The organism is Kosakonia sp. R1.Fl (assembly GCF_023516815.1).
Classification (GTDB): domain Bacteria; phylum Pseudomonadota; class Gammaproteobacteria; order Enterobacterales; family Enterobacteriaceae; genus Kosakonia.
Map to the genome: position 1 here is coordinate 3,805,942 of NZ_JAMGSQ010000001.1, position 25,224 is coordinate 3,831,165.

The following is a 25,224-nucleotide window of genomic DNA, read 5'->3' on the forward strand; positions in this document are numbered from 1 at the left end:
GATCTTTACGCCGCTTTCGGGCTGCTCTTATCGACAGAAAATATTTCATGTTTCGTTCATATATTCGCCAGCCAACAATTGGATTCTCAATGAATTTTGTCTAGAGTGATGCGTTCATTAATGAACGCTTTTGCCGCTGTTTCGCGCCATCGCGAAATGCCATTTGACGACCAGAAGGACGTGTTACCAGGCATGAACCGCAGACGATTTATTCAAGCATCCATGGCCCTTGCCGCAACTTACGGCACCACCGGTGTTGCATCGCTGTTTTCCCGCGCGGCGTTCGCGGCGGAAACGGACATCGCCGATGGCCAGAGCCGCCGTTTTGATTTCTCCGTGCTGCAGTCCATGGCGCACGATCTGGCGCAACAGCAGTGGGGCGGCGCGCCTAAAGCGCTTCCCAACACGCTGGCGAACCTGACGCCGCAGGCTTACAACAGCATTCAGTACGATGCGCAGCACTCGCTGTGGAACAACGTTGATGGCCGCCTGCTGGACGTACAGTTTTTCCACGTCGGCATGGGGTTTCGCCGTCGCGTTCGCATGTTCTCCCTCGACCAGGAGACACACCAGGCGCGTGAAATTCACTTCCGCCCGGAGCTGTTTAACTACCACGACGCGGGCGTCGATACCAAACAGCTGGAAGGGCAAAGCGATCTCGGTTTCGCCGGTTTCCGCGCGTTTAAAGCGCCTGAACTGGCGCGCCGCGATATCGTCTCGTTCCTTGGCGCAAGTTATTTCCGCGCGGTAGACAGCACCTTCCAGTACGGTCTTTCCGCGCGCGGTGTGGCGATTGATACCTTTACCGATACGCCGGAAGAGTTCCCGGATTTCACCGCGTTCTGGTTTGAGACGGCAAAAGCGTCCGATACCACCTTTACCGTTTATGCGCTGCTCGACAGCCCGAGCATTACCGGTGCGTATAAGTTCGTGATCCACTGCGAAGAGAGCCAGGTGATCATGGATGTCGATAACCGCCTGTATGCACGCAAAGACATTAAGCAACTGGGTATCGCGCCGATGACCAGTATGTTCAGCTGCGGTAATAACGAGCGCCGCGTCTGCGATACCATTCATCCGCAAATCCACGACTCCGATCGTCTGGCGATGTGGCGCGGTAACGGCGAGTGGATCTGCCGCCCGCTGAACAACCCGCAAAAATTGCAGTTCAACGCTTATCAGGATGAAAACCCGAAAGGGTTCGGCCTGCTGCAACTCGATCGTGATTTCTCCCACTACCAGGATGTGATGGGCTGGTACAACAAACGTCCGAGTCTGTGGGTGGAGCCGCGTAACAAGTGGGGTAAAGGGGCGGTCAGTCTGATGGAGATCCCGACCACCGGCGAAACGCTGGATAACATTGTTTGCTTCTGGCAGCCGGAAAAACCGGTCAAAGCGGGCGATGATTTTGCCTTCCAGTACCGCTTGTACTGGAGCGCAATGCCGCCGGTGCGTTCTCCGCTGGCCCGCGTTTACGCCACCCGTACCGGCATGGGCGGCTTCCCGGAAGGCTGGGCGCCGGGCGAACACTATCCGGATAAATGGGCGCGTCGTTTCGCCATTGATTTTGTTGGCGGTGACCTGAAAACGGCCGCGCCGAAAGGCATTGAACCGGTCATCACGCTTTCAAACGGGGAAGCGAAACAGGTTGAGATCCTCTATGTCGAACCGTTTGACGGTTATCGCATTCTGTTCGACTGGTATCCGACCAATGATTCCACCGTTCCGGTAGACATGCGTCTGTTCCTGCGCTGCCAGGGCAACGCCATCAGCGAAACCTGGCTTTATCAATACTTCCCGCCCGCGCCGGACAAACGTAACTACGTTGATGACCGCGTCATGCGCTAAACCCACTTCGCCCCCGTCAGGGGGCGAATGCTTTATGGAGCCGCAATGGACGATACCGTTATACCGGTGAATGACCATCTCACGCTGCATGCCGTCGACGAGCGGTTTGTGCACGATCTGCACCAGTTAATTATCAAAAACCGCGACTGGCTACAGCAGTTTCTCAACTGGCCGCAGTCGGTCACGTCCGTTGATGACACCCGTAAAACCGTGCAGAGCAATATACTGTTGCACCAGCGCGGCTACGCCAAAATGTTCATGATTGTGCGCGACGATGTGCTGGTGGGCGTGCTGGCGTTTAACGCGATTGAGCCGTTAAACAAAACGGCTTATATCGGCTACTGGCTGGATGAAGAGTGCCAGCGGCAGGGGATATTGTCTCAGGCCATGCAGGCAATGCTCGATTTTTATGCCCGCCGCGGCGATATCCGCCGCTTTGTCATCAAATGCCGGGTGGCGAATCATGCCAGCAATCAGGTTGCCGGGCGCAACGGCTTTACGCTCGAAGGCTGCCTTAAACAGGCAGAATTTCTCAACGGCAGCTACGACGATCAGAATATCTGGGCGAAGATCGTCGATAAGGCCTGATCGCGCTAACTGGTGGCCTGTGACACCGCTTTGCGCAGGCCGTTTACCGCCGGTGAGTTCATCGGTGTGACCAGCGCGTAGTTGTAGTGATCATCACTCCAGTACTGCGCCATCACATCTTCGGCCTCGCGTTCCCCGTGAGGGAGTTTGACCGGGCTTAACGGGCGGATATACCAGCCGACCCGCGTTCCGTTCCTGTCCTGATACATAATCAGCGCCGCCGGGCCTTGCGCGGTGGCGATAAGCCGCGCACCGGATAAGGTGAAACCATACTGTTCGAGATTCGGCGGCTGGTTACCGTTAATAAAATACCGGGCGACCCAGCGGGTGAGTTCGGTTTGCTGGCTTGCCACCACATCCATTGGCGTGACGGCGGCATTATCAAAAAGTTTATAAGCCTGAACCGCGTCCTCCATCGGCTGATGAGTCATTAACATCTGCGACTCTTTCAGCTCCCAGCCCGTATAACCGCCCACGCTTAACGCCAGTACCAGCGCGAACGCGGTGGCCAGTTTCCACTGTCGCTGCTGGCGTACCTGGCGGCGTAAATAGTGTGGCTCCGGTTTTTCCAGGGCGATAGTTTGCTGGCTCATGGCCTGGCGGAGTTGCTGCGCGTCACGCCGCCAGCCTGCAACCTGCGCGGCGGCAGCGGGGTTTTCTGCCAGATAGCGCTCGATACGCGCTGAGGTCGCCTCATCGGTTTCGCCATCCATCCAGGCATGCAGATCGTGTTCATCCGGTGGCAACGTCATTTCAGTCTCCTCAGCGGCAGCGGCGCTGCCGTACCGTCTAATTTCTCATGTAGCAATTTACGCGCGCGCGACAGGCGCGACATCACGGTGCCGGTCGGGATATCGAGCGTCTGGGCGACTTCTTTATAACTCAGCCCTTCAATGCTCACCAGCAACAGAATGGCACGATAATCGGTCGGCAGCGTGGCGAACACCGCCAGCGTATCATCCGCCATGGCCAGTGATTCGGTAGATGCGCTGATGGCTTCCTCACCGGTAAAAAAAGCGAGGATTTTCATATACCGTCGCTTGCGCCGCTCGCCGTCAATAAATTGACGGTAAAGAATGGCGAACAGCCAGGCGCGCAGGCTCCGTTCGCCATCACTATTTGGGCTACGCGTCAGCGCTTTCATCAGGCAGCTTTGCACCAAATCTTCCGCGCTGTGCGGGTTGCGGGTTAGCCACAGCGCAAAGCGTTGCAAATGTGGCATCACCTGACGAATCTCATCATCAGTCAGTTGCATAGCTTGCCTTCATTGCTTGCGGGTTCCCGACATACTTTCAAAAACGCCATCGCGGAGCACGAGGGCATGAAACAGCGCGGCGGCTAAATGCAGCATCACCGTTGCGAACAGCGCCAGCGCCACCAGGGAATGCAGTGGCCGCAGTAGCGCGTAAGTATCATTATTCACCGGCAGGATAGGTGGCAACACCCAACCGCCGACAGTCACCGGGTAGCCCGCTGCCGAGAGCATTCCCCAGCCAATCAGCGGTTGCGCAATCATCATGGCATAGAGCGCCCAGTGTGAAAGATGCGCCATGGCGCGTTGCCAGCCCGCAAGGGTCGCCGGTAACGCCGGCGTGGCAGTATAAAACCGCAGCCACAGACGAACCAGCACCAGCACAAAAATCATTAAACCCAGTGGCTTATGGATCGACACCAGTAGACTGTGCAGGGATGAGACGGTGGAAACCATCACGACGCCAATAAACAGCATCGCGATGATTGCCGCCGCCATTAACCAGTGCAGTACGCGCAGCGCCGGGTGGAAATAGGCAACGTTTTTCATAAATGAGCTCCTGCCTGGGCGGATTGTTCACGGGTGCGCGCATTGTAAGATTTAGCATAAGCCGCAGAACGCGCATTGAGTAACGGATCGTCGGAGGCGGCAATGCCATCCGGCAAGATCAGGGGGTCGTAATTAATGTCATTGCATGGCCCGTTTTGCTGTTCTGTTGCCCGGGTGAGAACCAGCGTTCCGGCGTTGATGGTTTGCCGGTCGTCCGGCCAGACTTTCGCCGCATTGCTGCCATCATCACCCGGCCGGGCGACGGTGATCAGCAGATCCCATTTCAGCGGCCCCTGCGCCAGACGCTGTTTGAGATCCGTTTGCAGGAAATTTTTATCGCTCTTTTCTTCGGCACTGATGGGCTGATAACCGGTGTGCGGCACCATGCTCCAGCGCACCAGATGCGCGATATCTGCTTTATCCATAAACCGGAAGGCATTCAGGCTGTTAAAGCGATCGCTGGCCCAGCTCGACGAAGGCACATTCTGTTTTGCCCATGCCAGGAACGGCATGATCTCCGGGTTGTTTTGCACGAAGGCTTTGAATTTCCCGGCATCCGGTTTGCCGGTTGCCGCATCGGGCAGCGAGGCAACCTGTAATTCATAGAATTGCTCAACGGTGGAGACCGGGAAGAAGGGCATTGCGTTCATGCCGGTGCGCCACTGTTCACCGTTTGCTAACTGAAACGCCAGCGCCAGGCTGCGTACAGGCACAGCATAATCCGGCGCGGCGGGATTTCCTCCGGCGATGGCAAAACGCCCGATTACCGGCGTTTCACCTGCGGCAAATACCGAAGCGCGCGATAGCGTGCTGGCATTACCGTTCGAGATAAAATTGCCCGTAACGCAGAGCCCTTTGGCGTGATTACGCCGATAACCCGGATGCTCGCCGCCCGCTTGTTGTAAGACATTAACCAGTTTATCTGCGCTCAGACGCGCAGGAGTTAACCAGCCGCCGCCCCACAGGAACAGTACAATCAACACCAGCGGAACAAATGCGATTGCCGCAAGGCGTGCAAGGATCTGGCCGGTCGTAAAAGGAGTGTTTGTCATAGTCGCTCACCTGCTAATCATGAGCGGATAAGACGAAGCAACGGCGGGTTTATTCCACACGGAAGAAAAAAATTTTTGTGAAAAAAGACTACAACGGAATTCTCGTTGCAGGCTCGCTGTTATCAGGGATTTCTCGTCGCAAAGCGCGTGGCAAAGGTGCCGTCTTTGCCGCCTGCCGGGTGACGGCCGCTACGGTTTACAAAAACTGCGCAAAGGTTGTTGCAGCGAAAATCCCGCAGCCTGACAGGAGGAAAGTGAACAGATCAGGGGGTTCGTTTTCTCCGCCGGGCGTCTCATAAGCCACCTGCAACAATATGAAAAGTCCCGGATAAGCGACTTCGGCTTTGATAACAGACAAGCGAATTATAAAGAGCCAACCAGCGGTGTGCGGGTAATGTACTGCGTGTCGTTAATCACTTTCGGCCCGCGTAACAGAATACTTTCGCCTTCCTGCGCGTCGACGACCGCATCGCCGCCAATTTCAATCTGATGCTCGATCAGCACATTGCCATGAATGCGTGCATTACCCTGAATCACCACTTTTTCATCAAGCTGCAGTGGCCCGCCGCGTAACCAGGCGTGACCGCCCACCAGCACGTGGTGTTTTAAAATACAGTTGCCTTCTACAACCGCGTTTTCTGCCACCTGCGAACTGTAGCGAATGGTCGGGATCTCATCCTCAAGCGTCCCGGCGACCACGCGCGCGGAGCCATACACTTTGGCGCAGTCGCACACCCAGACATCATTGAGTTCGTTGCCTTCGAGCAGGGCAAAATCAAAGACTTCGGCGCGATGTTCAATAAACGCGTAATTAGCGATGGCATCACCATAAATTTGCGCCTGATGTACCACGCGCGAATGGCTGACGGTAGCGCGATCGTAAATCTGCAAAATCTGTTCGTTATCCAGCGTTAAGCCCTGAGCGGCAATGATGTCGCAGCCGCTGAGAATACGCGCATCGCCGCGTAAATGACATCCACCGCGCACCGTAGAGGCCTGAACGGTGACGTTGTCACTTAATTGCGCGCCATGGCTTATCTCACTGCCGTCAACCCAGGCGTTATCCGCAATGACGACATCGTGGCAAATCACACACGGCTGGGTGATCCGCGCATTGCCACGCACTGCGCTGCCAAGAAAAACCATGCTGTTTTCATCGTAAATCCAGCAGTTTCCTTGCTGATCGAGCACGTTTTCATTATCAACCCAGCCACCGGCGCTACCCGCTACAACATCGTTGAAATCGCGCAGGGCAATAATCTGGCGCAGGGCGACGGATCGCTTCTCGCCGCCAATCTGGTAATGCATTGTCCGTTGCTCATCACTGAGCCGATACTTATTCATGCTACATTTCCCCCATCTGCCTGAGTTAAACGTAGCAAATTTTACGCCGCTGGCTATCCGCCAGCGAAACCAATAAAATGCAGGCAAAATGCAACTTATAAATTCGCGACGTATTGACGTATTGAGGAACAGCATGACCACCCGCACTGATAACTACTTTACTGAAAAATACAGCATGACCCCGACCCATTCAGAAGTGCTTAACGCCATGAATTATGTCCAGCCGGGTAAAGCGCTGGATCTCGGCTGCGGTAATGGCCGCAACAGTTTGTTTCTCGCCAACCGGGGTTTTGATGTCACCGCGTGGGATAAAAACCCGAACAGTCTGAGCAACTTACAAAATATTCGTGAAACAGAAGGGCTGGAAAACTTACATATTGAGGCGGTTGATCTCAACCATCTCAGTTTTGATGGCGAGTACGATTTTATTCTCTCGACCGTAGTGCTGATGTTTCTGGAAGCGAAAACCATTCCCGGGCTGATTGCCAATATGCAGCGCTGCACCAAACCCGGCGGCTATAACCTGATTGTCGCGGCAATGGACACGGCAGATTTCCCGTGCACGGTCGGCTTCCCGTTTGCCTTTAAAGAGGGGGAGTTGCGCGATTACTACGCCGGTTGGGAGTTGCTGAAATACAACGAAGAAGTGGGTGAGCTTCATCGCACCGATGCCAACGGTAACCGCATCAAATTGCGCTTTGCCACGATGCTGGCACGCAAGTCTGCGTAAGTTTTCCCGTTGCGACAGTAAAAGAGCCGGAAGGGAGGCCACCGGTTCTTTTACTGCCAGCCTGCCGTTTTTTCTATGAACACTCGCTGTACCACGCCTGTTCCGCTATTCGCCGGGTAAATGCCTCCTGCAAACGGTTGAAGGATGACGGGGATAAATTGTCATCGCATGGGTAGCAAATGCCGGATTATAAGGCCATCCGGCAGGTTAGAGCGGGTCATCATTATGGTGTGAAAAGGCTGGTGCAGCCACACCAGCCTGCTTATTTAACGCGCCGCCAGCAGGCAGAGCTGCAACGCAACGTTATAAGAGGCTTCGAAAGCACGCAGCGGCAGGAACTCAAAACGCGAATGGAAGTTATGCGCACCGGTGAAGAAATTCGGCGTCAGCAAACCTTTAGCCGAAAGCGCCGCACCGTCGGTGCCGCCGCGCATTGGTGTCGGTTTTGGCGTGATACCCAATGAGTCCATGGCTGCAAACAGTAAATCAATCGCCCGGCGATCTTCGCCAATCGCGTTACTGATATTGCTGTAGGTATCGCTGATGCTGTACTCCACTTTCGCGGTGGGATACTGAGCCGCGATTTTTGCCGCTACATCAGCAATTTGCTGTTTACGTTTAGCAAAACTCTCGCGGTCGAAATCACGAATGTTGGCGTTCAGCGTCGCGTAACTCTGCACAGCATTGATGCCGTTAAACCAGATATAACCTTCGCGTCCTTCTGTGTGCTCTGGCGTTTGCTGGCGATCGAAATGGCTGATGTAATCCATCGCCATCAACAGCGGGTTTACCAGTACGCCTTTCGCCGACATCGGGTGCGCGGTCACCCCGGTAAACTGAATTTGCGCGCTGGCGGCGTTAAAGTTCTCGTAAACGATTTCGCCCAGTTCGCAGCAGTCGATTGTCCAGGCAAAATCAACATCAAAACGTGCTAAATCCAGCGCTTTCGCACCGCGCAGCCCCACTTCTTCATCGGGTACAAAGGCCACCACGATATCGCCGTGACGCTGTTCTGGCGTCAGATTTTCCAGCAGCGTCATCACCACGGTAACCGCGGCTTTGTTATCCGCACCGAGTACGCTGGTGCCGTCACTGAAAATTATCTCCTCATTCGGGTAAGCGAGGATCTCCGGATGCTCATCAACGCGCAGCCAGATATCCTGCGTACTGTTCAGGCAGAGATCTTGCCCCTCAAAGCGCAGGATCTGCGGATGAATATGCGGGGATAAACCGACGTCCACGGTGTCGATATGGGTGATAAAACCAATGCGCGGCGCCCCGGGAACATTGCCTTTTTTCACGGCGGTGACGGTCGCGTGATCGTCAATTACGATCTCTTCAAGACCGAGTGTTTTCAACTCATTAGCCAGTTCGCGCGCCATATCAAATTGCCCGACGGTGGTGGGTAAGGTGGTGGCAGTGGGATCGCTTTGGCTGGTGATGTTGAGATAGCGAAAGAAGCGATGCGTTAATTGACTGGTGAGCGACGACGACATAGTGATTCCTTCTTTATTCGAATTATCAGGTGTTTGCAAATTCACTTTAATGTTATTTATGAGAGGGCAAACAACAAGCCTTTACAATAAAACAACAGGAAAAACTATGATTAGCAAACCGACAACACTTGCTCTGGCGTTGGCCGCGATGATAGTGAGTTCTTCTGTGGCAGCGAAAACGCTGGTCTATTGCTCGGAAGGCTCGCCGGAAAACTTCAACCCACAACTCTATACCTCGGGCACCAGCGTGGATGCCAGCGCGGTGCCGGTCTATAACCGGCTGGTGGATTTCAAAGTGGGCACCACGCAACTGCAACCCAGCCTCGCGGAAAGCTGGGATGTCAGTGAAGACGGCAAGATTTACACCTTCCATCTGCGCAAGGGGGTGAAATTCCAGAGCAATAAATACTTCACGCCAACGCGCGACTTCAATGCCGATGATGTGATCTTCTCATTTATGCGGCAAAAAGACGCCAATAACCCCTATCACAATGTCTCTAACGGCACGTACTCGAACTTTGAAAGCCTGGAGTTCGGTTCGCTGATCACCGCGATTGATAAACTCGACGATCATACGGTGCGCTTTACGCTGGCGCACCCGGAAGCGCCGTTTGTCGCCGATCTTGGCTGGTATTTTGCGTCGATCCTCTCAGCGGAATACGCCGATGCGATGTTAAAGGCAGGAACCCCGGAACGTGTCGATATGGATCCGATTGGCACCGGTCCGTTCCGCCTGGCGCAGTACCAGAAAGATTCGCGCATTCTGTTTACCGCGTTCGACGGCTACTGGCAGGGCAAAGCCAAAATTGATCGCCTGGTCTTCAGCATCACGCCGGATGCCTCCGTGCGGGTGGCAAAACTGGAGAAGAACGAGTGCCAGGTCATGCCGTTTCCCAATCCGGCCGATTTACCGCGCCTGAAAGAGAACAAAGACATCACGCTGATGAGCAAAGCCGGGTTGAACACCGGGTTCCTGTCGTTCAATACACAAAAAGCGCCGCTGGATAATGTCAAAGTTCGCCAGGCGCTGGCGATGGCGATCAACAAACCGGCGATCATTCAGGCCGTGTTCCAGGGAACGGGCACCGCAGCGAAAAACTTGCTGCCGCCGGGTGTCTGGAGCGCGGATAGCGAACTGAAGGACTACGACTACGATCCGGAAAAAGCCAAAGCGCTGCTGAAAGAGGCCGGATTTGCGCCGGGAACAACCATCGATTTATGGGCCATGCCGGTGCAACGCCCCTATAACCCGAACGCCAAACGGATGGCCGAGATGATCCAGGCGGACTGGGCGAAAGTGGGCGTGCAGACCAAAATCGTCACTTACGAGTGGGGCGAATACCTGAAACGGGTGAAAGGTGGCGAACACCAGGCAGCCTTGATGGGCTGGACTACCGCGACCGGCGATCCGGATAACTTCTTTGGCCCGCTGTTTACCTGTACCTCAGCCAATGGCGGCTCTAACTCGGCGAAATGGTGTTACGCGCCATTTGACAAAATTATCGCCGAAGCCAAAGCTACGACCGATCATGAAAAACGCGTCGCGCTGTATAAGGAGGCGCAGCAAATGATGCATGATCAAATGCCGGCGGTAATGATTGCCCATTCAACGATTTTCGAACCGGTACGCAAAGAGGTGCAGGGCTACGAAATCGATCCGTTTGGTAAACATATTTTCTGGCAAGTTGATCTGAAGAAATAGCCATTAACAAGCGAGCAAACCCTGGACGTAAGCGGTTTGCTCGCCCATTTCACTGCACGTTAACGCTGAGGCTATCGGCGTTGTCAACGCAGCCGTTTTTCCCCACAAAACGCCGCTGCGTTTGCTATACCTTAAGAGCAATTCCGCACTCACAGGGACATCCTCATGCGTACTCATGCGTTGGTTAGCGTTGCCGTCTTTTCCGGCCTGCTGGTGTTATCAGGCTGCGCGTCAAAAGTGACGCAACCGGAAAAATATTCCGGATTTCTAAAAGATTATTCAGGGCTGCAGGAAACCACCTCCGCCACCGGCAAGCCGGTGCTTCGCTGGGTGGCGCCGGGTTTTGACCCGGCGAAATACGACAGTATTGTCTACCACCCGGTGGTCTATTATCCGGTGGCGAAACCTACCAGCCAGGTAAATCAACAGGTGCTGGATGGCGTTCTCAACTACACCAACAGCAAATTGAAAGCTGCCGCCGCCGCGCGTAAACCGCTGGTGACATCGCCAGGCCAGCACAGCCTGATTTTCCGTGGGGCGATAACCGGCGTGGACGCCAGCAAACAGGGATTGCAGTTCTATGAAGTGGTGCCGGTGGCCATGGTTGTGGCGGGAACGCAGATGGCAACCGGTCATCGCACGATGAACACGCATCTCTATTTTGAAGGCGAGCTAATTGATGCGCAGACCAATGCGCCGGTGCTGAAAGTGGTGCGCCAGGGGCAAGGGAAAGATGTGAATAACGAAAATGCGCCGGTCACCGTCGACTCTCTGAAACAAGTCATTGACGATATGGCGACCGACGCGACGATGTTTGATATCAGCAAGCGTTAGCTTTTCGCCGTATTCCGCGCCCGCCCAGCCACGTTTCCGGGCGGGCAAACATCACCAGATTGCCGGTAAGGATCAGCAGCAACCCGGCAACGCCATTGAAGTGCCAGATATAGCCTTCGAAGAATGTCGAAACGGTCAGCGCGACCAGTGGAAACAGCAGGGTGCTGTAAGCCGCTTTGCTGGGGCCAATGCGCCCGACCAGCGTAAAATAGGCGCCAAAGCCAATCACCGATCCGAACAGCGCCAGGTAGACCAGCGCGCCAAGGTAACTGGCCGTCCATTGCGGGGTGAAATCGTCACCGCGCAGCAGGCCAATCGCTCCCATAATCAACGTTCCGTAGAGCATCGCCCAACTGTTGGTGGTGATGGTTTCCAGCCCTTTGCGCTGATGGCGGAGGCTTATCATATTGCCAAACGAGAAACCCAGCGTGCCCAGCGCCGACAGACCAATTCCCATCAGTAGCGTTATGCTCCAGCCGCTGTTTACCAGATCCTGCCAGAACAGCGTCACAATCCCCGTCAGGCCGAGGATCGCGGCAACAAAAAAGCGCGCCGGGGGCTTTTGACCAAAAAAGAGATAACTGTTTACCGCGTTAAATAACACCGCCATGGAGAAGATCACCGACTCCAGCCCGGTGCTGATCCACGCCGCAGCGGTATAGAAGCACCAGAAGTTAAAACCAAACACGCAGCAGCCCTGGAGCAGGCAAAACAGATGATCGCGCAGCGGCAGGGCGCGCAATTTTCGCTGCGCCAGCAGCACCAGCATCATTACCACTGTGGCCAGTGCAAAGCGCCAGAAGATCGACACCGGCGCGGCGACCGGCCCTTGTTGTAGATAAATCGCAATCCAGGTTGTTCCCCAGATAACTACCACCAAACCGTACAGCAATGCGTTCATGTTGAGTTCCAGTGCGTAAAACGAATGCTGAGTGTGGCAAAACACGCACGCAGGCGATTGCACAGGTTTGCGCCGGACTTGCATATTCTTGCGCTTTTCTTTACACAACGCTGGTATCCGCCGCCAGCTATTCATAGACTGGGGTTCTGGTGAATTTATGATAATTTCCGTGAATGTCTGAACACTACGAAGCCTTTGAAAACTTGAGTAAACACAACGCCGTGTTGCACAACTCGGTGGCGCTGCACTCTGGCATTCAACTGGCGGCCTGGTCGAACAAACGCGACAACATTACCCAATATTGCAATCACCATACCCTGAGTTTGTACGTTGCCGACGGCTATGAGAGCTATCACAAAACCGCCTACGGCTGGAAAAATGGCGGCGGGCCGGATCGCTTTTGCCTGATGCCGAAAGAGAGCGAATCGGTGTGGGATATCCGCGATACGTTGTCCTTTGTCCACCTTTACTGCACCGATGAGCATCTGCGTGAAGTGGGTGAGCAGGTGTGGGATCGCAGCCCGGCATCGTTCACGCTGGATGAGAAAACATTCTCCCAGGATGCGCGTATTACCGCGCTTTATCGCCAGTTTTTGCTCGGTTGCGACTGGCAGCAAAACGCCAACCAGTTAACGCTGAGTACCGCATCGACGCTGTTACTGACGCACCTGGTGCAGCACTACAGCAACGTGCTGTGGCAACTGCCGACGGTAACGGGCGGCTTAGCACCCGTGGTGCTTCGCACGGTGCTGGAGTATATCGATGCGCATCTGGCAGAACCGCTGCTGCTGGCGGATCTGGCCGCGCAGGCCGCGCTGAGCGAATACCATTTTGCCCGCATGTTCCGCCAGTCAATGGGCGTGGCGCCGCACCAGTTCGTGATGCAACGGCGCATGGCGCGGGCGAAAGATCTGCTGCTTCATAGCGATCAGCCGCTGACCACCATTGCGCTGGCCTGCGGTTTTAACTCGGCCAGCCACTTCAGTAACCGCTTCAAAGCGGCGAAAGGCATTACGCCCTCGCAGTTACGCGCGTCGCGCTAAGCGTAATGCGCTGTAGCAGATCCCGCCGATCGCTAAGCCCCAGAATGCAGACCCAATCCCCAGCAGCGTGACGCCGCTTGCGGTAACCAGAAAGGTGACCATCGCGGCATCGCGATCGCGTTCGGTGATCAGCGCCTGGTGCAGGCTGCCGCTCATCGTGCCCAGCAGTGCCAGCCCTGCCAGCGTCTGGATCCAGCTTAATGGCAAGGCGGTGAGCAGCGAGGTTATCGAGCCGCCAAACAGACCGGCTAGCAGGTAAAACACCCCGGCTGCTGCCGAGGCCACCCAGCGTTTTTCCGCCTGCGGGTGAGCATCCGGGCTCTGGCAAATCGCCGCCGTGATGGCGGCAATACAGATGGAATAGACACCAAACGGCGAGAACACCAGTGCCAGCGCGCCGGTAAAAATAATCAACGGTGAAACCGGCACGTGGTATCCCGCCGCCTGCATCGTGGCAAAACCGGGCGCATTCTGCGAGGCCATTGTCACCAGAAAGAAGGGAATACCGATGCTCACCAGCGACGACCAGTGAAATTCCGGCGCGATATACGTCGGTACAACCAACGCGATAGTGATATTTTTCGTGACAACGTCACCGCTTAGCCACGCCACCAGCCCTCCGACCAGAAGTGTGGCGACAATGGCATAGCGCGGTGCCAGCGATTTGCAGATAAGCCAGGCCAGCAGCATGCTGCCACACAAGACGAAATGCCCCTGAATATTGCTAAACGCCTGCAAACCGAAGCGCAGCAAAATGCCCGCCAGCATGGCCGCCGCCAGCGTGTGGGGAATGATTTTCATCAGCCTGGCGAACAGCCCGGTAATGCCACACAGGACAATTAAGGCATTGGCAAAGATAAATACGCCCACCACTTCATTCAGTGAAACCCTTTGTAAGCTGGTCGCCAGCAGCGCGGCGCCTGGTGTTGACCAGGCCGTAAGCACCGGCATGCGATACCAAAGACTTAACACCAGCGTGCTGATGCCCATACCCAGACCGAGCGCGGTCATCCAGCCGGCAATTTGCGTTGCAGTTGCGCCCGCCGCCGAGGCCGCTTGCCAGATAATGGCGGCGGAGCTGGCATAACCGACCAGCACCGCGACAAAGCCAGCCAGCAGGCTGGAAAAAGGCAGGGCAGACGCGCGAGAAAAGGCGGCATGTGACATGAAATAATCCTTGTGCGTTATAGCATCCGCATAAAGTATCACTGGCCGTTATAGCGCACAAGCTGGCAGTGCAATAAGGTATTTAGCGTGGTTATAGTTTCGCTCTCTAAAAAAGAAACGCTGCGCTATACTGCCCCGGATTTTTCTTCCCGGAGGCGTAATGAACATCGCAGACTACCTGGCAAGCACCTTAAAACTTCTCCGTCAGGGCCGTGGCTGGAGCCTTTCCAGGCTGGCAGAAGAGACGGGCGTTTCCAAAGCGATGCTCGGGCAAATTGAGCGTAATGAATCAAGCCCGACGGTGGCGACACTCTGGAAAATCGCCACCGGCCTGAATGTGCCGTTTTCTACCTTTATTGCGCCACCGGAGAGCGATACCCCGCACGCCTACGATCCTGAACAGCAGGCGATGGTGATCACGCCCATTTTCCCGTGGGATGAAAAGCTGCACTTTGATCTCTTCTCAATTGCGCTGGCGCCGGGGGCGATAAGTGAATCGACGCCGCACGAAAGCGGGGTGATTGAGCATGTGATTGTCATTAATGGCGCGCTGGATTTATGTCTCGGCGGGCAGTGGAAAACATTTACCAGCGGAATGGGTGTGCGCTTTGCGGGCGATGAGGCCCATGCCTATCGCAACAGTTCCGCACACACCGTGCATTTCCACTCGTTGATCCATTATCCAAAAGAAAAAGCCGCAAGCACGCCTGCGGCTAAAAACGACGACGATAAATAACATGACAACGTTGACCCGCGATACTTCGGGCTGCAGGAAAGTTCAGCCTCACCTGCAACCGGCAGTACGGTGGATAAAACGTGACGAGGAATGTCCGAGCCACCACTCTATCGCCGCATGAAACGCAGCGGAAATAGCAATTTCGACATTGCATTGCCGACAGACGCAAATTCCCCCTGCGGCAGGTGGTGAAACGCCCCGGTTGTGACTACAATAGCCGCCATTTTGTACATAATGGATAACGACGATTGTATGCGCCTGCACCCCCATCATCTTGAACTGTTAAGCCCGGCCCGCGACACCGCCATCGCCCGTGAAGCGATCCTTCATGGCGCTGACGCGGTCTACATTGGCGGCCCTGGCTTTGGCGCGCGCCACAACGCCGGTAACAGCCTGCGCGATATCGCCGAACTGGTGCCGTTCGCGCATCGCTATGGCGCGAAAGTGTTTATCACTCTGAACACGATCCTTCATGATGACGAGCTGGAACCGGCGCAGAGCCTGATCCATGACCTGTACCAGGCCGGGGTTGATGCGCTGATCGTGCAGGATATGGGCGTACTTGAGCTGGATATTCCGCCGATTGAGCTGCACGCCAGTACGCAGTGCGACATTCGCAGCGTGGAAAAAGCCAAATTCCTCTCCGATGTCGGTTTTAGCCAGATTGTGCTGGCGCGTGAGCTGAACCTGGAGCAGATCCGCGCCATTCATAACGCGACCGACGCCACCATTGAGTTCTTTATCCACGGCGCACTGTGCGTGGCGTACTCCGGGCAGTGCAATATCTCTCATGCGCAGACCGGGCGCAGCGCCAACCGCGGCGACTGCTCCCAGGCGTGCCGCTTGCCTTATACGCTAAAAGACGATCAGGGCCGCGTGGTGGCTTATGAAAAACACCTGCTGTCGATGAAAGATAACGATCAGACCGCCAACCTGGCAGCGCTGATCGATGCCGGTGTGCGCTCCTTCAAAATTGAAGGGCGCTACAAAGATATGAGCTACGTGAAGAACATCACTGCGCATTACCGCCAGATGCTGGATGCCATTATTGACGATCGCGGCGATCTGGCGCGTGCGTCTGCCGGGCGTACAGAGCACTTCTTTATTCCGTCGACAGACAAAACTTTCCATCGCGGCAGCACCGATTATTTTGTCAATGCGCGCAAAATTGATATCGGCGCGTTTGATTCACCGAAATTTATCGGCCTGCCGGTCGGTGAAGTGCTGAAAGTGGCGAAAGATCACCTCGATGTTGAAGTGACCGAACCGCTGGCCAACGGTGATGGCCTGAACGTACTGGTGAAGCGTGAAGTGGTAGGTTTTCGTGTCAACGTCGCCGAGAAAACGGGCGAGAACCGTTACCGCGTGTTCCCGAATGAAATGCCGGACGCGCTGCGAACGCTGCGCCCGCACCATGCGCTGAACCGTAACCTTGACCATAACTGGCAGCAGGCATTACTGAAAACCTCCAGCGAGCGTCGCATCGGCGTGGATATTGAGCTTGGCGGCTGGCAGGAGCAACTGGTGCTGACGCTGACCAGCGAAGATGGTGTCAGCGTGACGCACACGCTGGATGGGCAGTTTGACGAAGCCAATAATGCGCAAAAAGCGCTGGAAAGCCTGAAAGACGGGCTGGCGAAACTGGGTCAAACCCGCTATTACGCGCAGGCAATCACCGTGAATCTGCCGGGTGCGCTGTTTGTGCCCAACAGCCTGCTCAACCAGCTGCGTCGCGAAACGGTAGAGATGCTGGAAGAGGCTCGGCTGGCGAATTACCAGCGCGGCAGCCGCAAACCGGTGGCAACACCCGCGCCGATTTACCCGGAAACACATTTATCGTTCCTGGCAAACGTCTATAACCACAAAGCGCGTGAATTTTATCATCGCTACGGTGTGCAACTGATTGACGCCGCCTTCGAAGCGCATGAAGAGAAGGGCGATGTGCCGGTGATGATCACCAAACACTGTTTGCGCTTCGCCTTCAACCTGTGCCCGAAACAGGCGAAAGGCAACATCAAAAGCTGGCGCGCGACGCCAATGCAACTGGTGCATGGCGACGAAGTGCTGACGCTGAAGTTTGACTGCCGTCCGTGTGAAATGCATGTGATTGGCAAAATTAAGAACCATATTCTGAAAATGCCTCTGCCGGGCAGCGTCGTGGCGTCGATAAGCGCCGACGACTTAGTAAAAACGTTGCCAAAACGCAAATAAACAACGGGTGGCACTCTGCCACCCTGTTTTTTTACTGTCCCTAAAACAATTCTCCTGAATAGCCATAAATTATCCCGTCGCGCTAAGAACAATCATGCGTAAATAACCGTAATACGTTAATCTGGTCGGGCGGAAATAATAAGAAATGGCTTATTGATGATATTCATGGAGAGGAAATGCGTAAATTTACGTTAAGCGCCTTGCTTGTCGCGGGTGCATTTTTGTTGTCTGCCTGTACGCCAGGCCCGCTCGGAACGCAGCGTTATCAGGCCTATACCGGTAGCGACGCGACAGTGGTCTACACGCAGGCTAATAAGGCTCATCAGGGGCTTTTTTATTTCCAGCGTTATAACAAAAAGGGTGACTGCTTTAATTCCGCCGAGATGATTTACATCAGCAATAATATGCTGGAGGGCGTAGTTGACCGGCTTTTTACCAGCCGACTGAAAGGCGATCAATACTGGACATTAATCGTACAGGATAATTCCAGCGGCAGGATGTGGATCCATGAGACCGCATTTTTCCTTGAAAAAGGCAAACACTATGTGGCGATCAGCTCCCGTGGTGCGGTTGAAATTCCGGCAGATTTGAATATCACCAGCCAGGACGATCTGGATAAAGTGTATGACCGCTATCAGGATAAACCGGCGAAACCGTGGAACTTACGCCGTGGCATCTGTAAGTCCTGGTTATCCAAAGCGATGGGCTCGTAATCTTTTAAGCAAACTGCCTTAAAAACCGTGTCTGCCAGATAAAAAACAGGCCTTTCGTGATAGCGAAAGGCCTGTTTGCATTTCAGGATAGATTAGCGGTCGTCACCCGGACGACTTTCTTCCGGCAGTGGCGGTTTCTTGCCGTTGTGTTTGTCGTTGTGTTTATTATCCGGGCGCGGCGGCTTATCTTGCTTATGTTTCGGCGGCGGCGCATCGTGCGACGGTTTTTTATCACCTTTATGGTGCTGGTCATTTTGGTACTGTTCCGGTGGTAGCGGCGGACGTTCGTCAGCAAACACCATCGAAGAGAAGCTCACCGCCAGAATGGCAGACACCAGTGCAATCTTTTTCATCTTTTACATCCTTACTCGTTCTATTGCGTGGCGACGATTTGACGATAAAAAAGTGAAGGGATTATGGAGCGTTACGCCTTCGGGATTATTCCTGGCGGCGCGGTGCAAGATAGCGCCAGTAAGGCGGTGAACCGAAACTCGCCAGTAAAAAATCGATCACTGTGCGGGTGTTAAGCGACGGGTATTTCCCGCCAGGATAGAGCAACCATAGCGACTGCGGCGTTGCCGAATAACTGGCGGTGAAATCGGGCATGAGCGCCACAAGCTCGTTGCGATTCAGCATTTCACCCACTTGCCAGTCCGGGAAGAGCAATATTCCCGCATCGCTCAGAGCGGCCTGTAACAGCAATTCCGCGTTATCGGAAACGATTTTGGCCTGCGGCGAAAACTGGCAGGATTTCTCCCCTCGCTGAAAACGCCAGCGCTGCAAACCACTTTTCCCGCGATACGCCAGTAACCGGTGCGACTGCAACTCCTCGGGTGTTTTCGGTTGACCATAACGGCGCACGTAGGCGGGTGTCGCCACCAAATGGCACTGCTGATGCGCAATCAGACGACCGTGCAGCTCGGAATCCTGCAGCGCCGCAATACGCAGCAGCAGATCGGTACCGTCGGCAAACGGGTCGATATAGTCATCGTTCAGATTCAGTTCGATATGCAGACGCGGATAACGCTCGCTCAGTTCGCTGATTTTGGGGCCAATATGGCGCAGGCCAAACGAGATCGGCGCATTAATACGAATGCGCCCGCCAGGCTCATCGCGACGCTCGTCCACCTGGGTTTGCGCGTCCGCAAGCTGCTGTAACATGGCGCGAAACGTGTCGGCATAGATATGACCCGCCTCGGTGGCAATCACCGCGCGCGTGTTGCGGTACAACAACTGGGTTTCCAGCGCCTGCTCCAGTTGCTGAACCACGCGCGATAGCGATGAGGCCGCCAGACCTTCATTGCGTGCGACTTCGGATAAATTCCCCTCGCGAACAATGGCAAGAAACAGCTGCATTGAGCGGGCGCTAATTTGACTGAGCTTATTCATCTGTGCGTAATCCGCAAAGGTCCATGGCGCATTGTAGTGTTTTTGCGAACAGGTTTCATCGTTAAGCTACGCGAACAATTAATACGGAGAAGAATCATGAGCACTGTAGTGAAAGCCTTCGATGAAACCGTCCGCCAGCGTTTTTCCGCCCGCGCATTTCTACCAACCCCGTTAACGGACGAGCAAATTCGGGACGTGTTGCAGGATGCGCAATTTTCCCCGTCTAACTGCAACACGCAGCCGTGGCATGTGCATGTGGTTTCCGGTGAAACGAAAAACCGCCTTGGAAAAAGGATGACGGAAAACGATCTGCAGGGGCGCCAGACGCCGGATTTCACCTTTTCCTATGATGATTTTCACGGCGACTATTTCGAGCGCGCTCATGAGCAAGCGCGGATTTATTACGAGGCGATAGGCGTGGCGCGTGAAGATAAAGCGCGGCGCCAGGAGGCTTATCTGCGAAATTATCAGTTTTTTAACGCGCCACACGCCGCTTTTCTGTTTATGCCGTCTTTTGGCGACAACATCCGCGTTGCCTCCGACATTGGCATGTATGCGCAGAGCTTTTTGCTGTCATTGACGGCGCGTGGTTTTGCCGGAATTCCGCAAACCTTACTGGGTTTTCACGCGGATATGATCCGCGAAGAACTCGGTGTTTCCGCTGATTATCGTCTGCTGTTCGGCATCTCGTTTGGCTATGCCGATATGTCTGCGCCGTCTGCGAAAACACGCATGCCGCGCATTCCCGTTGAGCAAAGTGTGGTGATGCACGGGTAACGTCGCAGATGACCAGAGACGCTAATCGCGAGCGTCTCTGGACGGTGTTACGCCGCACAAAGCGCGCGGGCGCTTTGTTTCCACTCATCAACCTGATCGGGGTGCAGAAAGGAGAAATAAACGGTGGTGTTGTCAGGAAGGATATTTTGCAACGCCTGCATGCAGTTGGCTTCGCAGGGGCGTAATTCGATATAAACGCTGGTGATCGGCAACTGTTCATCACCATTGCCCGATTTCTCAATGCGTCGTATCGCCGCAATCAGTGCCGCCATTTCGCCATGCAATTTTACCCAGTTATTGGTGTAAATATCCGGTGGCATCTCAATGCGCATCTGGCTATTACCAAAGGCATAGCGGGAATTACCGCGCAACGTGTATTCGACGGTGGCGCAGCACGATTCCGGGCCAAAACCATCTTGTTTAACCAGCTTCTTTTTGTCTTCCAGCGTACGGCGGACAATCGGGTAACCCGATCTGAGGTTGTAAGGCGTCTGAACGAGGTTAATCATTATTTCTCCCTAAACGCATGAAAAATCGCAGCCCTAATGTAAATTGGACAACAAAAAGCGTAGTGAACGATCCCGGAAATTTCTAGCCAGGATCGTTCGTTGCGAATGGCCAATTAGTGCGATTTAAACCCCGCCGCCGACATCAGAAGCCGGAACACCATACTGACCGCAAACAGTGCCAGTACGCTGCCGCCCCAGATTAAAAGCATCCACATCAGGCGGTTGAAGAAGGAGTGTTTCATCAATGATACCCCTCGCCATGTTGCACCTTGCCGCGAAACACGTAATAGCTCCACAAGGTATAAACCAGAATAATCGGGATAATCAGCAGGGCGCCGACCAGCATAAAGCCCTGGCTTTGCGGCGGTGCTGCGGCCTGCCACAACGTGATATCCGGTGGAATAATGTGCGGCCAGATACTGATGCCAAGGCCGCTAAACCCGAGGAAAATCAGCCCCAGAGTCTGCACAAATGGCAGCGTGTGGGAGTCCGGGTTGCCGAGACTGCGCCACAGCCAGGCACTCAGTACCACAACTAACAGCGGCACCGGCGAGAAGAAGTAGAGATTCGGCAAGCTGAACCAGCGATCGGCAATCGCAGAATGCGTCAGCGGCGTCCACAGGCTAATCACGGCAATCACCACCAACATCGCCAGCAACAGTTTTCTCGCGGCCTTGCGCATTTTCCCCTGCAACGGCTCTTCGCTTTTCATCACCAGCCAGCTCGCGCCGAGCAGGGCGTAAGTGATGACCAGCCCGACGCCGCAAAACAGGTTAAACGGCGTCAGCCAGTCGAGCGCACCGCCGCTAAATGTGCGGCCCGTCACCGGAAAACCGTTAAGCACCGCGCCCACCACCACCCCCTGGGTAAAGGTGGCAAGCAGCGAGCCGGAGAGAAACGCTTTGTCCCAGAACGGCCGGTGCGCGGGTGTGGCTTTGAAGCGAAACTCAAAGGCCACGCCGCGAAAGATAAGACCGATCAGCATTAAGGTCAGCGGAATGGTCAGCGCATCGACAATCACCGCATAGGCCAGCGGAAACGCGCCGAACAACCCCGCGCCGCCGAGCACCAGCCAGGTCTCGTTGCCATCCCAGACCGGCGCGACACTGTTGACCATCACGTCGCGATCGTGCGCGTCACGCGTGACGGGAAACAGGATGCCGATACCAAGGTCAAAACCGTCCATCACGATATACATCAAAGTGGCGAAGACGATAATGACAAACCAGATTAACGAAAGATCAATGCCCATTATTTATCCTCATCCGCGTCGAGATGTTCGCCTGCCGCAGACAGCGGTCGTGCTGGCGTGCCTTGCGTGGCGCGCTCATCACGCTCCTGCGGCCCTTTGGTAATAAGCCGCACCATGTAGCTGTAACCCACGCCAAAAACGGAACAATACACAACAAAGAACGCCAGCAAACTGAGGCTCATTTGCAGATCGCCATGGGCGGAAACCGCATCGGCCGTACGCAGCAAGCCGTATACCACCCACGGCTGGCGACCCACTTCTGTCGTGACCCAACCGGCAAGAATGGCAATCAAACCCGCGGGTCCCATCCATAGCGCGAAGTGTAAAAACGGTCGCGACTGATAGAGTCGGTCGCGAAAACGCAGCCATAGCGCCGCGACGCCCAGGCCAATCATCAGCACGCCGAGCCCGACCATAATGCGAAACGACCAGAAAACAATCGGGGAATAGGGGCGCTGATCTTTAGGGAAATCTTTTAGCGCCGGCACTTGCTTATCGAGGCTGTGCGTCAGGATCAGGCTACCGAGCGCCGGGATCGCCACGGCGTAACGCGTGCGCTCCTGCTCCATATCAGGCAGGCCAAACAGCAGCAGCGGCGTCGCTTCTCCGGGCGGGTTCTCCCAGTGGCCTTCAATGGCGGCAATTTTTGCCGGTTGATGTTCAAGCGTATTCAGCCCGTGCATATCGCCGACCATCGCCTGAATCGGCGCCACAACCAGCGCCATCCACATCGCCATGGAAAACATCTTGCGGATAGCGGGTGTGTTATTGCCGCGTAACAGATGCCAGGCGGCAGACGCGCCGACAAACAACGCACTGCTTAAGAATGCCGCAATGGTCATGTGTATCAGCCGGTACGGGAAGGAGGGATTAAAGATAACCTTGAACCAGTCGACCGGCACCACCTGGCCATTTTCGACAATAAAGCCCTGCGGCGTATGCATCCAGCTATTGGACGCGAGGATCCAGAAGGTGGACATAATGGTGCCCAGCGCGACCATACAGGTGGCGAAAAAGTGCAGGCCTGGCCCGACTTTGTTCCAGCCAAACAGCATCACGCCGAGAAAACCCGCTTCAAGGAAGAAGGCGGTCAGCACTTCATAGGTCAGTAATGGCCCGGTAATGCTGCCGGCAAACTGGGAAAAACCGCTCCAGTTGGTGCCGAACTGATACGCCATCACCAGCCCGGACACTACCCCCATACCGAAGTTAACGGCGAAGATCTTCGACCAGAAATGGTACAGCGTGCGCCAGTCCGGGTTGCGGGTTTTAAGCCACAAACCTTCAAGCACCGCCAGGTAACTGGCAAGGCCGATGGTGATTGCCGGAAAAATGATATGAAAAGAAACGGTGAAGGCGAACTGTATTCTCGCCAGGTAAAACGCGTCTAAACCAAACATGCACAACCCCAATGTCAATGTTGTGGTGTCAATGTTAATGAGCGCAAGCGTGAACTTGCAGAAACAGATACAGGGAATTTTCGTATAACAGTTCCCTGTAAAGGGTATGGCAGGTTGCTGATTAGTCCAGACGAAGCGGTAACCCGTAACCATAACAGTGCGCATAATGGGCTGTTTTGTATAAACTGATATAGCAAGATGGCGCACCGCGTGCCATGATGTAGACGTTTTGTTAACACGTGAAAAATCATGAAAAAATACCAGCGCCTGGCGCAGCAAATCGCAGAACAAATTGATCTTGGCGTCTGGCGCCCCGGAGAGAAGCTGCCGTCGCTGCGTGAGCAGGTGACCAGCAGCGGGCTGAGTTTTATGACCGTCGGTCATGCGTATCAGTTGCTGGAAAGCCAGGGGCGAGTGATTGCCAGGCCACAGTCTGGCTATTTTGTCGCGCCAGCGCCCGGCTTACCGCGCGCGCCGGCGGCTAAGGTCACGCGTGATGAAGCGGTGGACATTAATACCTATATTTTTGACGTGTTACAGGCCAGCTGCGATGCCTCGGTGCTGCCGTTTGGTTCCGCCTTTCCCGACCCCAAACTGTTTCCGATGCCGCAGCTCAACCGGTCGCTGGCAAAGGTGAGCAAAAGCGCCACCGCCATGAGCGTGATAGAAAATCTGCCGCCGGGAAACAGCCAGTTGCGCCACGCCATTGCCAAACGCTATGCCCGCCAGGGGATGAACATTTCGCCGGAGGAAATTGTTATCACTGCGGGCGCGCTGGAAGCGCTGAACCTCAGTTTGCAGGCGGTAACAGAGCCGGGTGACTGGGTGATTATTGAAAGCCCCTGTTTTTACGGCGCGTTGCAGGCGCTGGAGCGACTGAAGTTAAAAGCGCTGTCGGTGCCGACTGATGTAAAAGAGGGTATCGATCTTGATGCGCTGGCGCAGGCGTTAAGCGACTATCCGGTCAAAGCCTGCTGGCTGATGACCAATGCGCAGAACCCGCTCGGGTTTACCTTAAGTGCTGCGAAAAAGGCGCAACTGGTCGCGCTGCTGGCACAACACAACGTCACGCTGATTGAAGATGATGTCTACAGCGAGCTTTACTACGGGCGCGAACAGCCGTTACCGGCGAAAGCCTGGGACACGCAAGACATGACGTTGCACTGTTCCTCCTTTTCAAAATGTCTGGTCGCCGGGTTTCGCGTCGGCTGGGTCGCGGCCGGACGCCACGCCAGGCGCATTCAGCAATTGCAATTGATGAGCACCTTATCCACCAGTTCGCCGCTGCAACTGGCGCTGGTCGATTACTTATCGACGCATCACTACGACGCCCATTTGCGCCGCCTGCGCCGACAGCTTGCCGAGCGCAAACATCTGGCCTGGCAGGCGCTGCTGCGGCATCTGCCGCCGGAAGTGAAAATTTATCGTAATGAGAGCGGCTATTTCTTATGGCTGGAGTTGCCCGCCGGGCTGGATGCCGGTGAACTGAGCCAGCAGGCGCTGGCGCACCATATCAGCATTGCGCCAGGGAAAATGTTTTCGACATCCGACAACTGGCGTTCGTTTTTCCGCTTTAATTGCGCCTGGGTCTGGGGCGATAAAGAGGAGCGGGCGGCAATGCAATTGGGTGAATTAATTCGCCAGATGATGAATTAACCGCACCCGTCTTTCTTATTTTCTGAATAACTTATTCTCCTGTTAAAAATAACGGCGGCGTAAATATGACGTGCG

Annotated in this window: 25 protein-coding genes; 11 read left to right on the top strand and 14 right to left on the bottom strand. The window is 54.9% G+C overall.

Features of this window, described 5'->3' with window-relative positions:
- Positions 1-192 precede the first annotated feature (192 nt).
- The gene (locus M8Q36_RS18035; protein ID WP_249882806.1) at positions 193-1,848 is read left to right on the top strand and encodes a glucan biosynthesis protein D; all 1,656 of its coding nucleotides are present in this window, start codon (positions 193-195) and stop codon (positions 1,846-1,848) included.
- 45 nt (positions 1,849-1,893) lie between these two features.
- Positions 1,894-2,436: a 50S ribosomal protein L7/L12-serine acetyltransferase gene (rimL, locus tag M8Q36_RS18040; protein ID WP_249881794.1), complete on the top strand. Its 543-nt coding sequence runs from the start codon at positions 1,894-1,896 to the stop codon at positions 2,434-2,436.
- A gap of 5 nt (positions 2,437-2,441) precedes the next feature.
- Here rimL and M8Q36_RS18045 read toward each other — a convergent pair whose 3' ends face one another.
- From M8Q36_RS18045 to ydcK, 5 genes are all read right to left on the bottom strand, one after another.
- Positions 2,442-3,188 carry an anti-sigma factor family protein gene (locus M8Q36_RS18045; protein ID WP_249881795.1) on the bottom strand — a complete coding sequence of 249 codons (747 nt, stop codon included), beginning with the start codon at positions 3,186-3,188 and terminating at the stop codon, positions 2,442-2,444.
- Positions 3,185-3,691 carry an RNA polymerase sigma factor gene (locus tag M8Q36_RS18050; protein ID WP_017456832.1) on the bottom strand — a complete coding sequence of 169 codons (507 nt, stop codon included), beginning with the start codon at positions 3,689-3,691 and terminating at the stop codon, positions 3,185-3,187. Before M8Q36_RS18050 ends, M8Q36_RS18045 begins: the two co-directional genes overlap by 4 nt.
- Positions 3,692-3,700: 9 nt before the next feature.
- Positions 3,701-4,237, bottom strand: a complete 537-nt coding sequence (locus M8Q36_RS18055) for a cytochrome b (protein ID WP_249881796.1) — start codon at positions 4,235-4,237, stop codon at positions 3,701-3,703.
- Entirely contained in the window at positions 4,234-5,289 is a 1,056-nt protein-coding gene (locus tag M8Q36_RS18060) for a catalase family peroxidase (RefSeq protein ID WP_249881797.1), read from the bottom strand. The genes M8Q36_RS18055 and M8Q36_RS18060 overlap by 4 nt, the downstream gene beginning before the upstream one ends.
- A 363-nt stretch (positions 5,290-5,652) precedes the next feature.
- Entirely contained in the window at positions 5,653-6,633 is a 981-nt protein-coding gene (gene ydcK, locus M8Q36_RS18065) for a YdcK family protein (RefSeq protein WP_249881798.1), read from the bottom strand.
- A 133-nt stretch (positions 6,634-6,766) separates the two neighbouring features.
- Between ydcK and tehB the strand changes: the two genes are divergently transcribed.
- Positions 6,767-7,363 (top strand): tellurite resistance methyltransferase TehB, encoded by a 597-nt coding sequence (gene tehB, locus M8Q36_RS18070; protein ID WP_097406674.1) that lies wholly within the window; start codon positions 6,767-6,769, stop codon positions 7,361-7,363.
- 266 nt (positions 7,364-7,629) lie between these two features.
- Here the strand turns inward: tehB and pepT are convergent, their stop codons facing one another.
- Positions 7,630-8,859 carry a peptidase T gene (gene pepT, locus M8Q36_RS18075; protein ID WP_249881799.1) on the bottom strand — a complete coding sequence of 410 codons (1,230 nt, stop codon included), beginning with the start codon at positions 8,857-8,859 and terminating at the stop codon, positions 7,630-7,632.
- Between the two features lie 106 nt (positions 8,860-8,965).
- Between pepT and M8Q36_RS18080 the strand changes: the two genes are divergently transcribed.
- Positions 8,966-10,561 carry an ABC transporter substrate-binding protein gene (locus M8Q36_RS18080; RefSeq protein WP_249881800.1) on the top strand — a complete coding sequence of 532 codons (1,596 nt, stop codon included), beginning with the start codon at positions 8,966-8,968 and terminating at the stop codon, positions 10,559-10,561.
- 165 nt (positions 10,562-10,726) lie between these two features.
- Positions 10,727-11,395 (top strand): DUF3313 domain-containing protein, encoded by a 669-nt coding sequence (locus tag M8Q36_RS18085; RefSeq protein WP_249881801.1) that lies wholly within the window; start codon positions 10,727-10,729, stop codon positions 11,393-11,395.
- On the opposite strand, the gene M8Q36_RS18090 is transcribed toward M8Q36_RS18085, so the two are convergent.
- Positions 11,382-12,296 carry a DMT family transporter gene (locus M8Q36_RS18090; RefSeq protein ID WP_249881802.1) on the bottom strand — a complete coding sequence of 305 codons (915 nt, stop codon included), beginning with the start codon at positions 12,294-12,296 and terminating at the stop codon, positions 11,382-11,384. The two genes, M8Q36_RS18085 and M8Q36_RS18090, sit on opposite strands and share 14 nt — an antisense overlap.
- A gap of 173 nt (positions 12,297-12,469) precedes the next feature.
- Here M8Q36_RS18090 and M8Q36_RS18095 point away from each other — a divergent pair, with 173 nt between their 5' ends.
- The gene (locus tag M8Q36_RS18095) at positions 12,470-13,339 is read left to right on the top strand and encodes a helix-turn-helix transcriptional regulator (RefSeq protein WP_249881803.1); all 870 of its coding nucleotides are present in this window, start codon (positions 12,470-12,472) and stop codon (positions 13,337-13,339) included.
- Here M8Q36_RS18095 and M8Q36_RS18100 read toward each other — a convergent pair.
- Positions 13,322-14,506 carry a benzoate/H(+) symporter BenE family transporter gene (locus M8Q36_RS18100; RefSeq protein ID WP_249881804.1) on the bottom strand — a complete coding sequence of 395 codons (1,185 nt, stop codon included), beginning with the start codon at positions 14,504-14,506 and terminating at the stop codon, positions 13,322-13,324. The genes M8Q36_RS18095 and M8Q36_RS18100 overlap by 18 nt on opposite strands.
- Before the next feature lie 160 nt (positions 14,507-14,666).
- Between M8Q36_RS18100 and M8Q36_RS18105 the strand changes: the two genes are divergently transcribed.
- The 3 genes from M8Q36_RS18105 to M8Q36_RS18115 all read left to right on the top strand — a co-directional run bounded on the left by M8Q36_RS18105 (position 14,667) and on the right by M8Q36_RS18115 (position 18,166).
- Entirely contained in the window at positions 14,667-15,242 is a 576-nt protein-coding gene (locus M8Q36_RS18105) for a helix-turn-helix domain-containing protein (RefSeq protein ID WP_016495974.1), read from the top strand.
- A gap of 252 nt (positions 15,243-15,494) precedes the next feature.
- Positions 15,495-17,453, top strand: coding sequence for a peptidase U32 family protein (locus M8Q36_RS18110; protein WP_249881805.1), 1,959 nt, complete (start codon positions 15,495-15,497; stop codon positions 17,451-17,453).
- 176 nt (positions 17,454-17,629) lie between these two features.
- A complete protein-coding gene (locus M8Q36_RS18115) occupies positions 17,630-18,166 on the top strand; it encodes a hypothetical protein (protein WP_249881806.1) in 537 nt (178 codons plus the stop codon).
- 92 nt (positions 18,167-18,258) lie between these two features.
- On the opposite strand, the gene M8Q36_RS18120 is transcribed toward M8Q36_RS18115, so the two are convergent.
- Together M8Q36_RS18120 and M8Q36_RS18125 are read right to left on the bottom strand one after the other, a co-directional pair.
- Positions 18,259-18,519, bottom strand: a complete 261-nt coding sequence (locus M8Q36_RS18120) for a hypothetical protein (protein ID WP_249881807.1) — start codon at positions 18,517-18,519, stop codon at positions 18,259-18,261.
- An 85-nt stretch (positions 18,520-18,604) separates the two neighbouring features.
- Complete coding sequence (locus tag M8Q36_RS18125) at positions 18,605-19,555, bottom strand: LysR family transcriptional regulator (RefSeq protein ID WP_249881808.1); 951 nt, start codon at positions 19,553-19,555, stop codon at positions 18,605-18,607.
- A gap of 96 nt (positions 19,556-19,651) precedes the next feature.
- On the opposite strand from M8Q36_RS18125, the gene M8Q36_RS18130 reads away from it, so the two are divergent.
- Positions 19,652-20,332 (top strand): nitroreductase, encoded by a 681-nt coding sequence (locus M8Q36_RS18130; RefSeq protein WP_249881809.1) that lies wholly within the window; start codon positions 19,652-19,654, stop codon positions 20,330-20,332.
- Positions 20,333-20,379: 47 nt separating this feature from the next.
- Here the strand turns inward: M8Q36_RS18130 and M8Q36_RS18135 are convergent, their stop codons facing one another.
- The 4 genes from M8Q36_RS18135 to M8Q36_RS18150 all read right to left on the bottom strand — a co-directional run bounded on the left by M8Q36_RS18135 (position 20,380) and on the right by M8Q36_RS18150 (position 23,493).
- Positions 20,380-20,841: a PH domain-containing protein gene (locus M8Q36_RS18135; protein WP_065368453.1), complete on the bottom strand. Its 462-nt coding sequence runs from the start codon at positions 20,839-20,841 to the stop codon at positions 20,380-20,382.
- A 113-nt stretch (positions 20,842-20,954) separates the two neighbouring features.
- A complete protein-coding gene (locus tag M8Q36_RS18140) occupies positions 20,955-21,083 on the bottom strand; it encodes a DUF2474 domain-containing protein (RefSeq protein WP_086868873.1) in 129 nt (42 codons plus the stop codon).
- Positions 21,083-22,093 (bottom strand): cytochrome d ubiquinol oxidase subunit II, encoded by a 1,011-nt coding sequence (gene cydB, locus M8Q36_RS18145; RefSeq protein WP_249881810.1) that lies wholly within the window; start codon positions 22,091-22,093, stop codon positions 21,083-21,085. The genes M8Q36_RS18140 and cydB overlap by 1 nt, the downstream gene beginning before the upstream one ends.
- The gene (locus M8Q36_RS18150) at positions 22,093-23,493 is read right to left on the bottom strand and encodes a cytochrome ubiquinol oxidase subunit I (RefSeq protein ID WP_249881811.1); all 1,401 of its coding nucleotides are present in this window, start codon (positions 23,491-23,493) and stop codon (positions 22,093-22,095) included. The genes cydB and M8Q36_RS18150 overlap by 1 nt, the downstream gene beginning before the upstream one ends.
- A 249-nt stretch (positions 23,494-23,742) precedes the next feature.
- On the opposite strand from M8Q36_RS18150, the gene M8Q36_RS18155 reads away from it, so the two are divergent.
- A complete protein-coding gene (locus M8Q36_RS18155) occupies positions 23,743-25,149 on the top strand; it encodes an aminotransferase-like domain-containing protein (RefSeq protein ID WP_249881812.1) in 1,407 nt (468 codons plus the stop codon).
- The last annotated feature ends 75 nt before the right edge of the window (positions 25,150-25,224 follow it).

Bases quoted from the DNA above. Each gene is read 5' to 3' on its own strand.
- M8Q36_RS18035 (WP_249882806.1), top strand. From the start codon at position 193: ATGAACCGCAGACGATTTATTCAAGCATCCATGGCCCTTGCCGCAACT.
- rimL (WP_249881794.1), top strand. From the start codon at position 1,894: ATGGACGATACCGTTATACCGGTGAATGACCATCTCACGCTGCATGCC.
- M8Q36_RS18045 (WP_249881795.1), bottom strand. From the start codon at position 3,188: ATGACGTTGCCACCGGATGAACACGATCTGCATGCCTGGATGGATGGC.
- M8Q36_RS18050 (WP_017456832.1), bottom strand. From the start codon at position 3,691: ATGCAACTGACTGATGATGAGATTCGTCAGGTGATGCCACATTTGCAA.
- M8Q36_RS18055 (WP_249881796.1), bottom strand. From the start codon at position 4,237: ATGAAAAACGTTGCCTATTTCCACCCGGCGCTGCGCGTACTGCACTGG.
- M8Q36_RS18060 (WP_249881797.1), bottom strand. From the start codon at position 5,289: ATGACAAACACTCCTTTTACGACCGGCCAGATCCTTGCACGCCTTGCG.
- ydcK (WP_249881798.1), bottom strand. From the start codon at position 6,633: ATGAATAAGTATCGGCTCAGTGATGAGCAACGGACAATGCATTACCAG.
- tehB (WP_097406674.1), top strand. From the start codon at position 6,767: ATGACCACCCGCACTGATAACTACTTTACTGAAAAATACAGCATGACC.
- pepT (WP_249881799.1), bottom strand. From the start codon at position 8,859: ATGTCGTCGTCGCTCACCAGTCAATTAACGCATCGCTTCTTTCGCTAT.
- M8Q36_RS18080 (WP_249881800.1), top strand. From the start codon at position 8,966: ATGATTAGCAAACCGACAACACTTGCTCTGGCGTTGGCCGCGATGATA.
- M8Q36_RS18085 (WP_249881801.1), top strand. From the start codon at position 10,727: ATGCGTACTCATGCGTTGGTTAGCGTTGCCGTCTTTTCCGGCCTGCTG.
- M8Q36_RS18090 (WP_249881802.1), bottom strand. From the start codon at position 12,296: ATGAACGCATTGCTGTACGGTTTGGTGGTAGTTATCTGGGGAACAACC.
- M8Q36_RS18095 (WP_249881803.1), top strand. From the start codon at position 12,470: ATGTCTGAACACTACGAAGCCTTTGAAAACTTGAGTAAACACAACGCC.
- M8Q36_RS18100 (WP_249881804.1), bottom strand. From the start codon at position 14,506: ATGTCACATGCCGCCTTTTCTCGCGCGTCTGCCCTGCCTTTTTCCAGC.
- M8Q36_RS18105 (WP_016495974.1), top strand. From the start codon at position 14,667: ATGAACATCGCAGACTACCTGGCAAGCACCTTAAAACTTCTCCGTCAG.
- M8Q36_RS18110 (WP_249881805.1), top strand. From the start codon at position 15,495: ATGCGCCTGCACCCCCATCATCTTGAACTGTTAAGCCCGGCCCGCGAC.
- M8Q36_RS18115 (WP_249881806.1), top strand. From the start codon at position 17,630: ATGCGTAAATTTACGTTAAGCGCCTTGCTTGTCGCGGGTGCATTTTTG.
- M8Q36_RS18120 (WP_249881807.1), bottom strand. From the start codon at position 18,519: ATGAAAAAGATTGCACTGGTGTCTGCCATTCTGGCGGTGAGCTTCTCT.
- M8Q36_RS18125 (WP_249881808.1), bottom strand. From the start codon at position 19,555: ATGAATAAGCTCAGTCAAATTAGCGCCCGCTCAATGCAGCTGTTTCTT.
- M8Q36_RS18130 (WP_249881809.1), top strand. From the start codon at position 19,652: ATGAGCACTGTAGTGAAAGCCTTCGATGAAACCGTCCGCCAGCGTTTT.
- M8Q36_RS18135 (WP_065368453.1), bottom strand. From the start codon at position 20,841: ATGATTAACCTCGTTCAGACGCCTTACAACCTCAGATCGGGTTACCCG.
- M8Q36_RS18140 (WP_086868873.1), bottom strand. From the start codon at position 21,083: ATGAAACACTCCTTCTTCAACCGCCTGATGTGGATGCTTTTAATCTGG.
- cydB (WP_249881810.1), bottom strand. From the start codon at position 22,093: ATGGGCATTGATCTTTCGTTAATCTGGTTTGTCATTATCGTCTTCGCC.
- M8Q36_RS18150 (WP_249881811.1), bottom strand. From the start codon at position 23,493: ATGTTTGGTTTAGACGCGTTTTACCTGGCGAGAATACAGTTCGCCTTC.
- M8Q36_RS18155 (WP_249881812.1), top strand. From the start codon at position 23,743: ATGAAAAAATACCAGCGCCTGGCGCAGCAAATCGCAGAACAAATTGAT.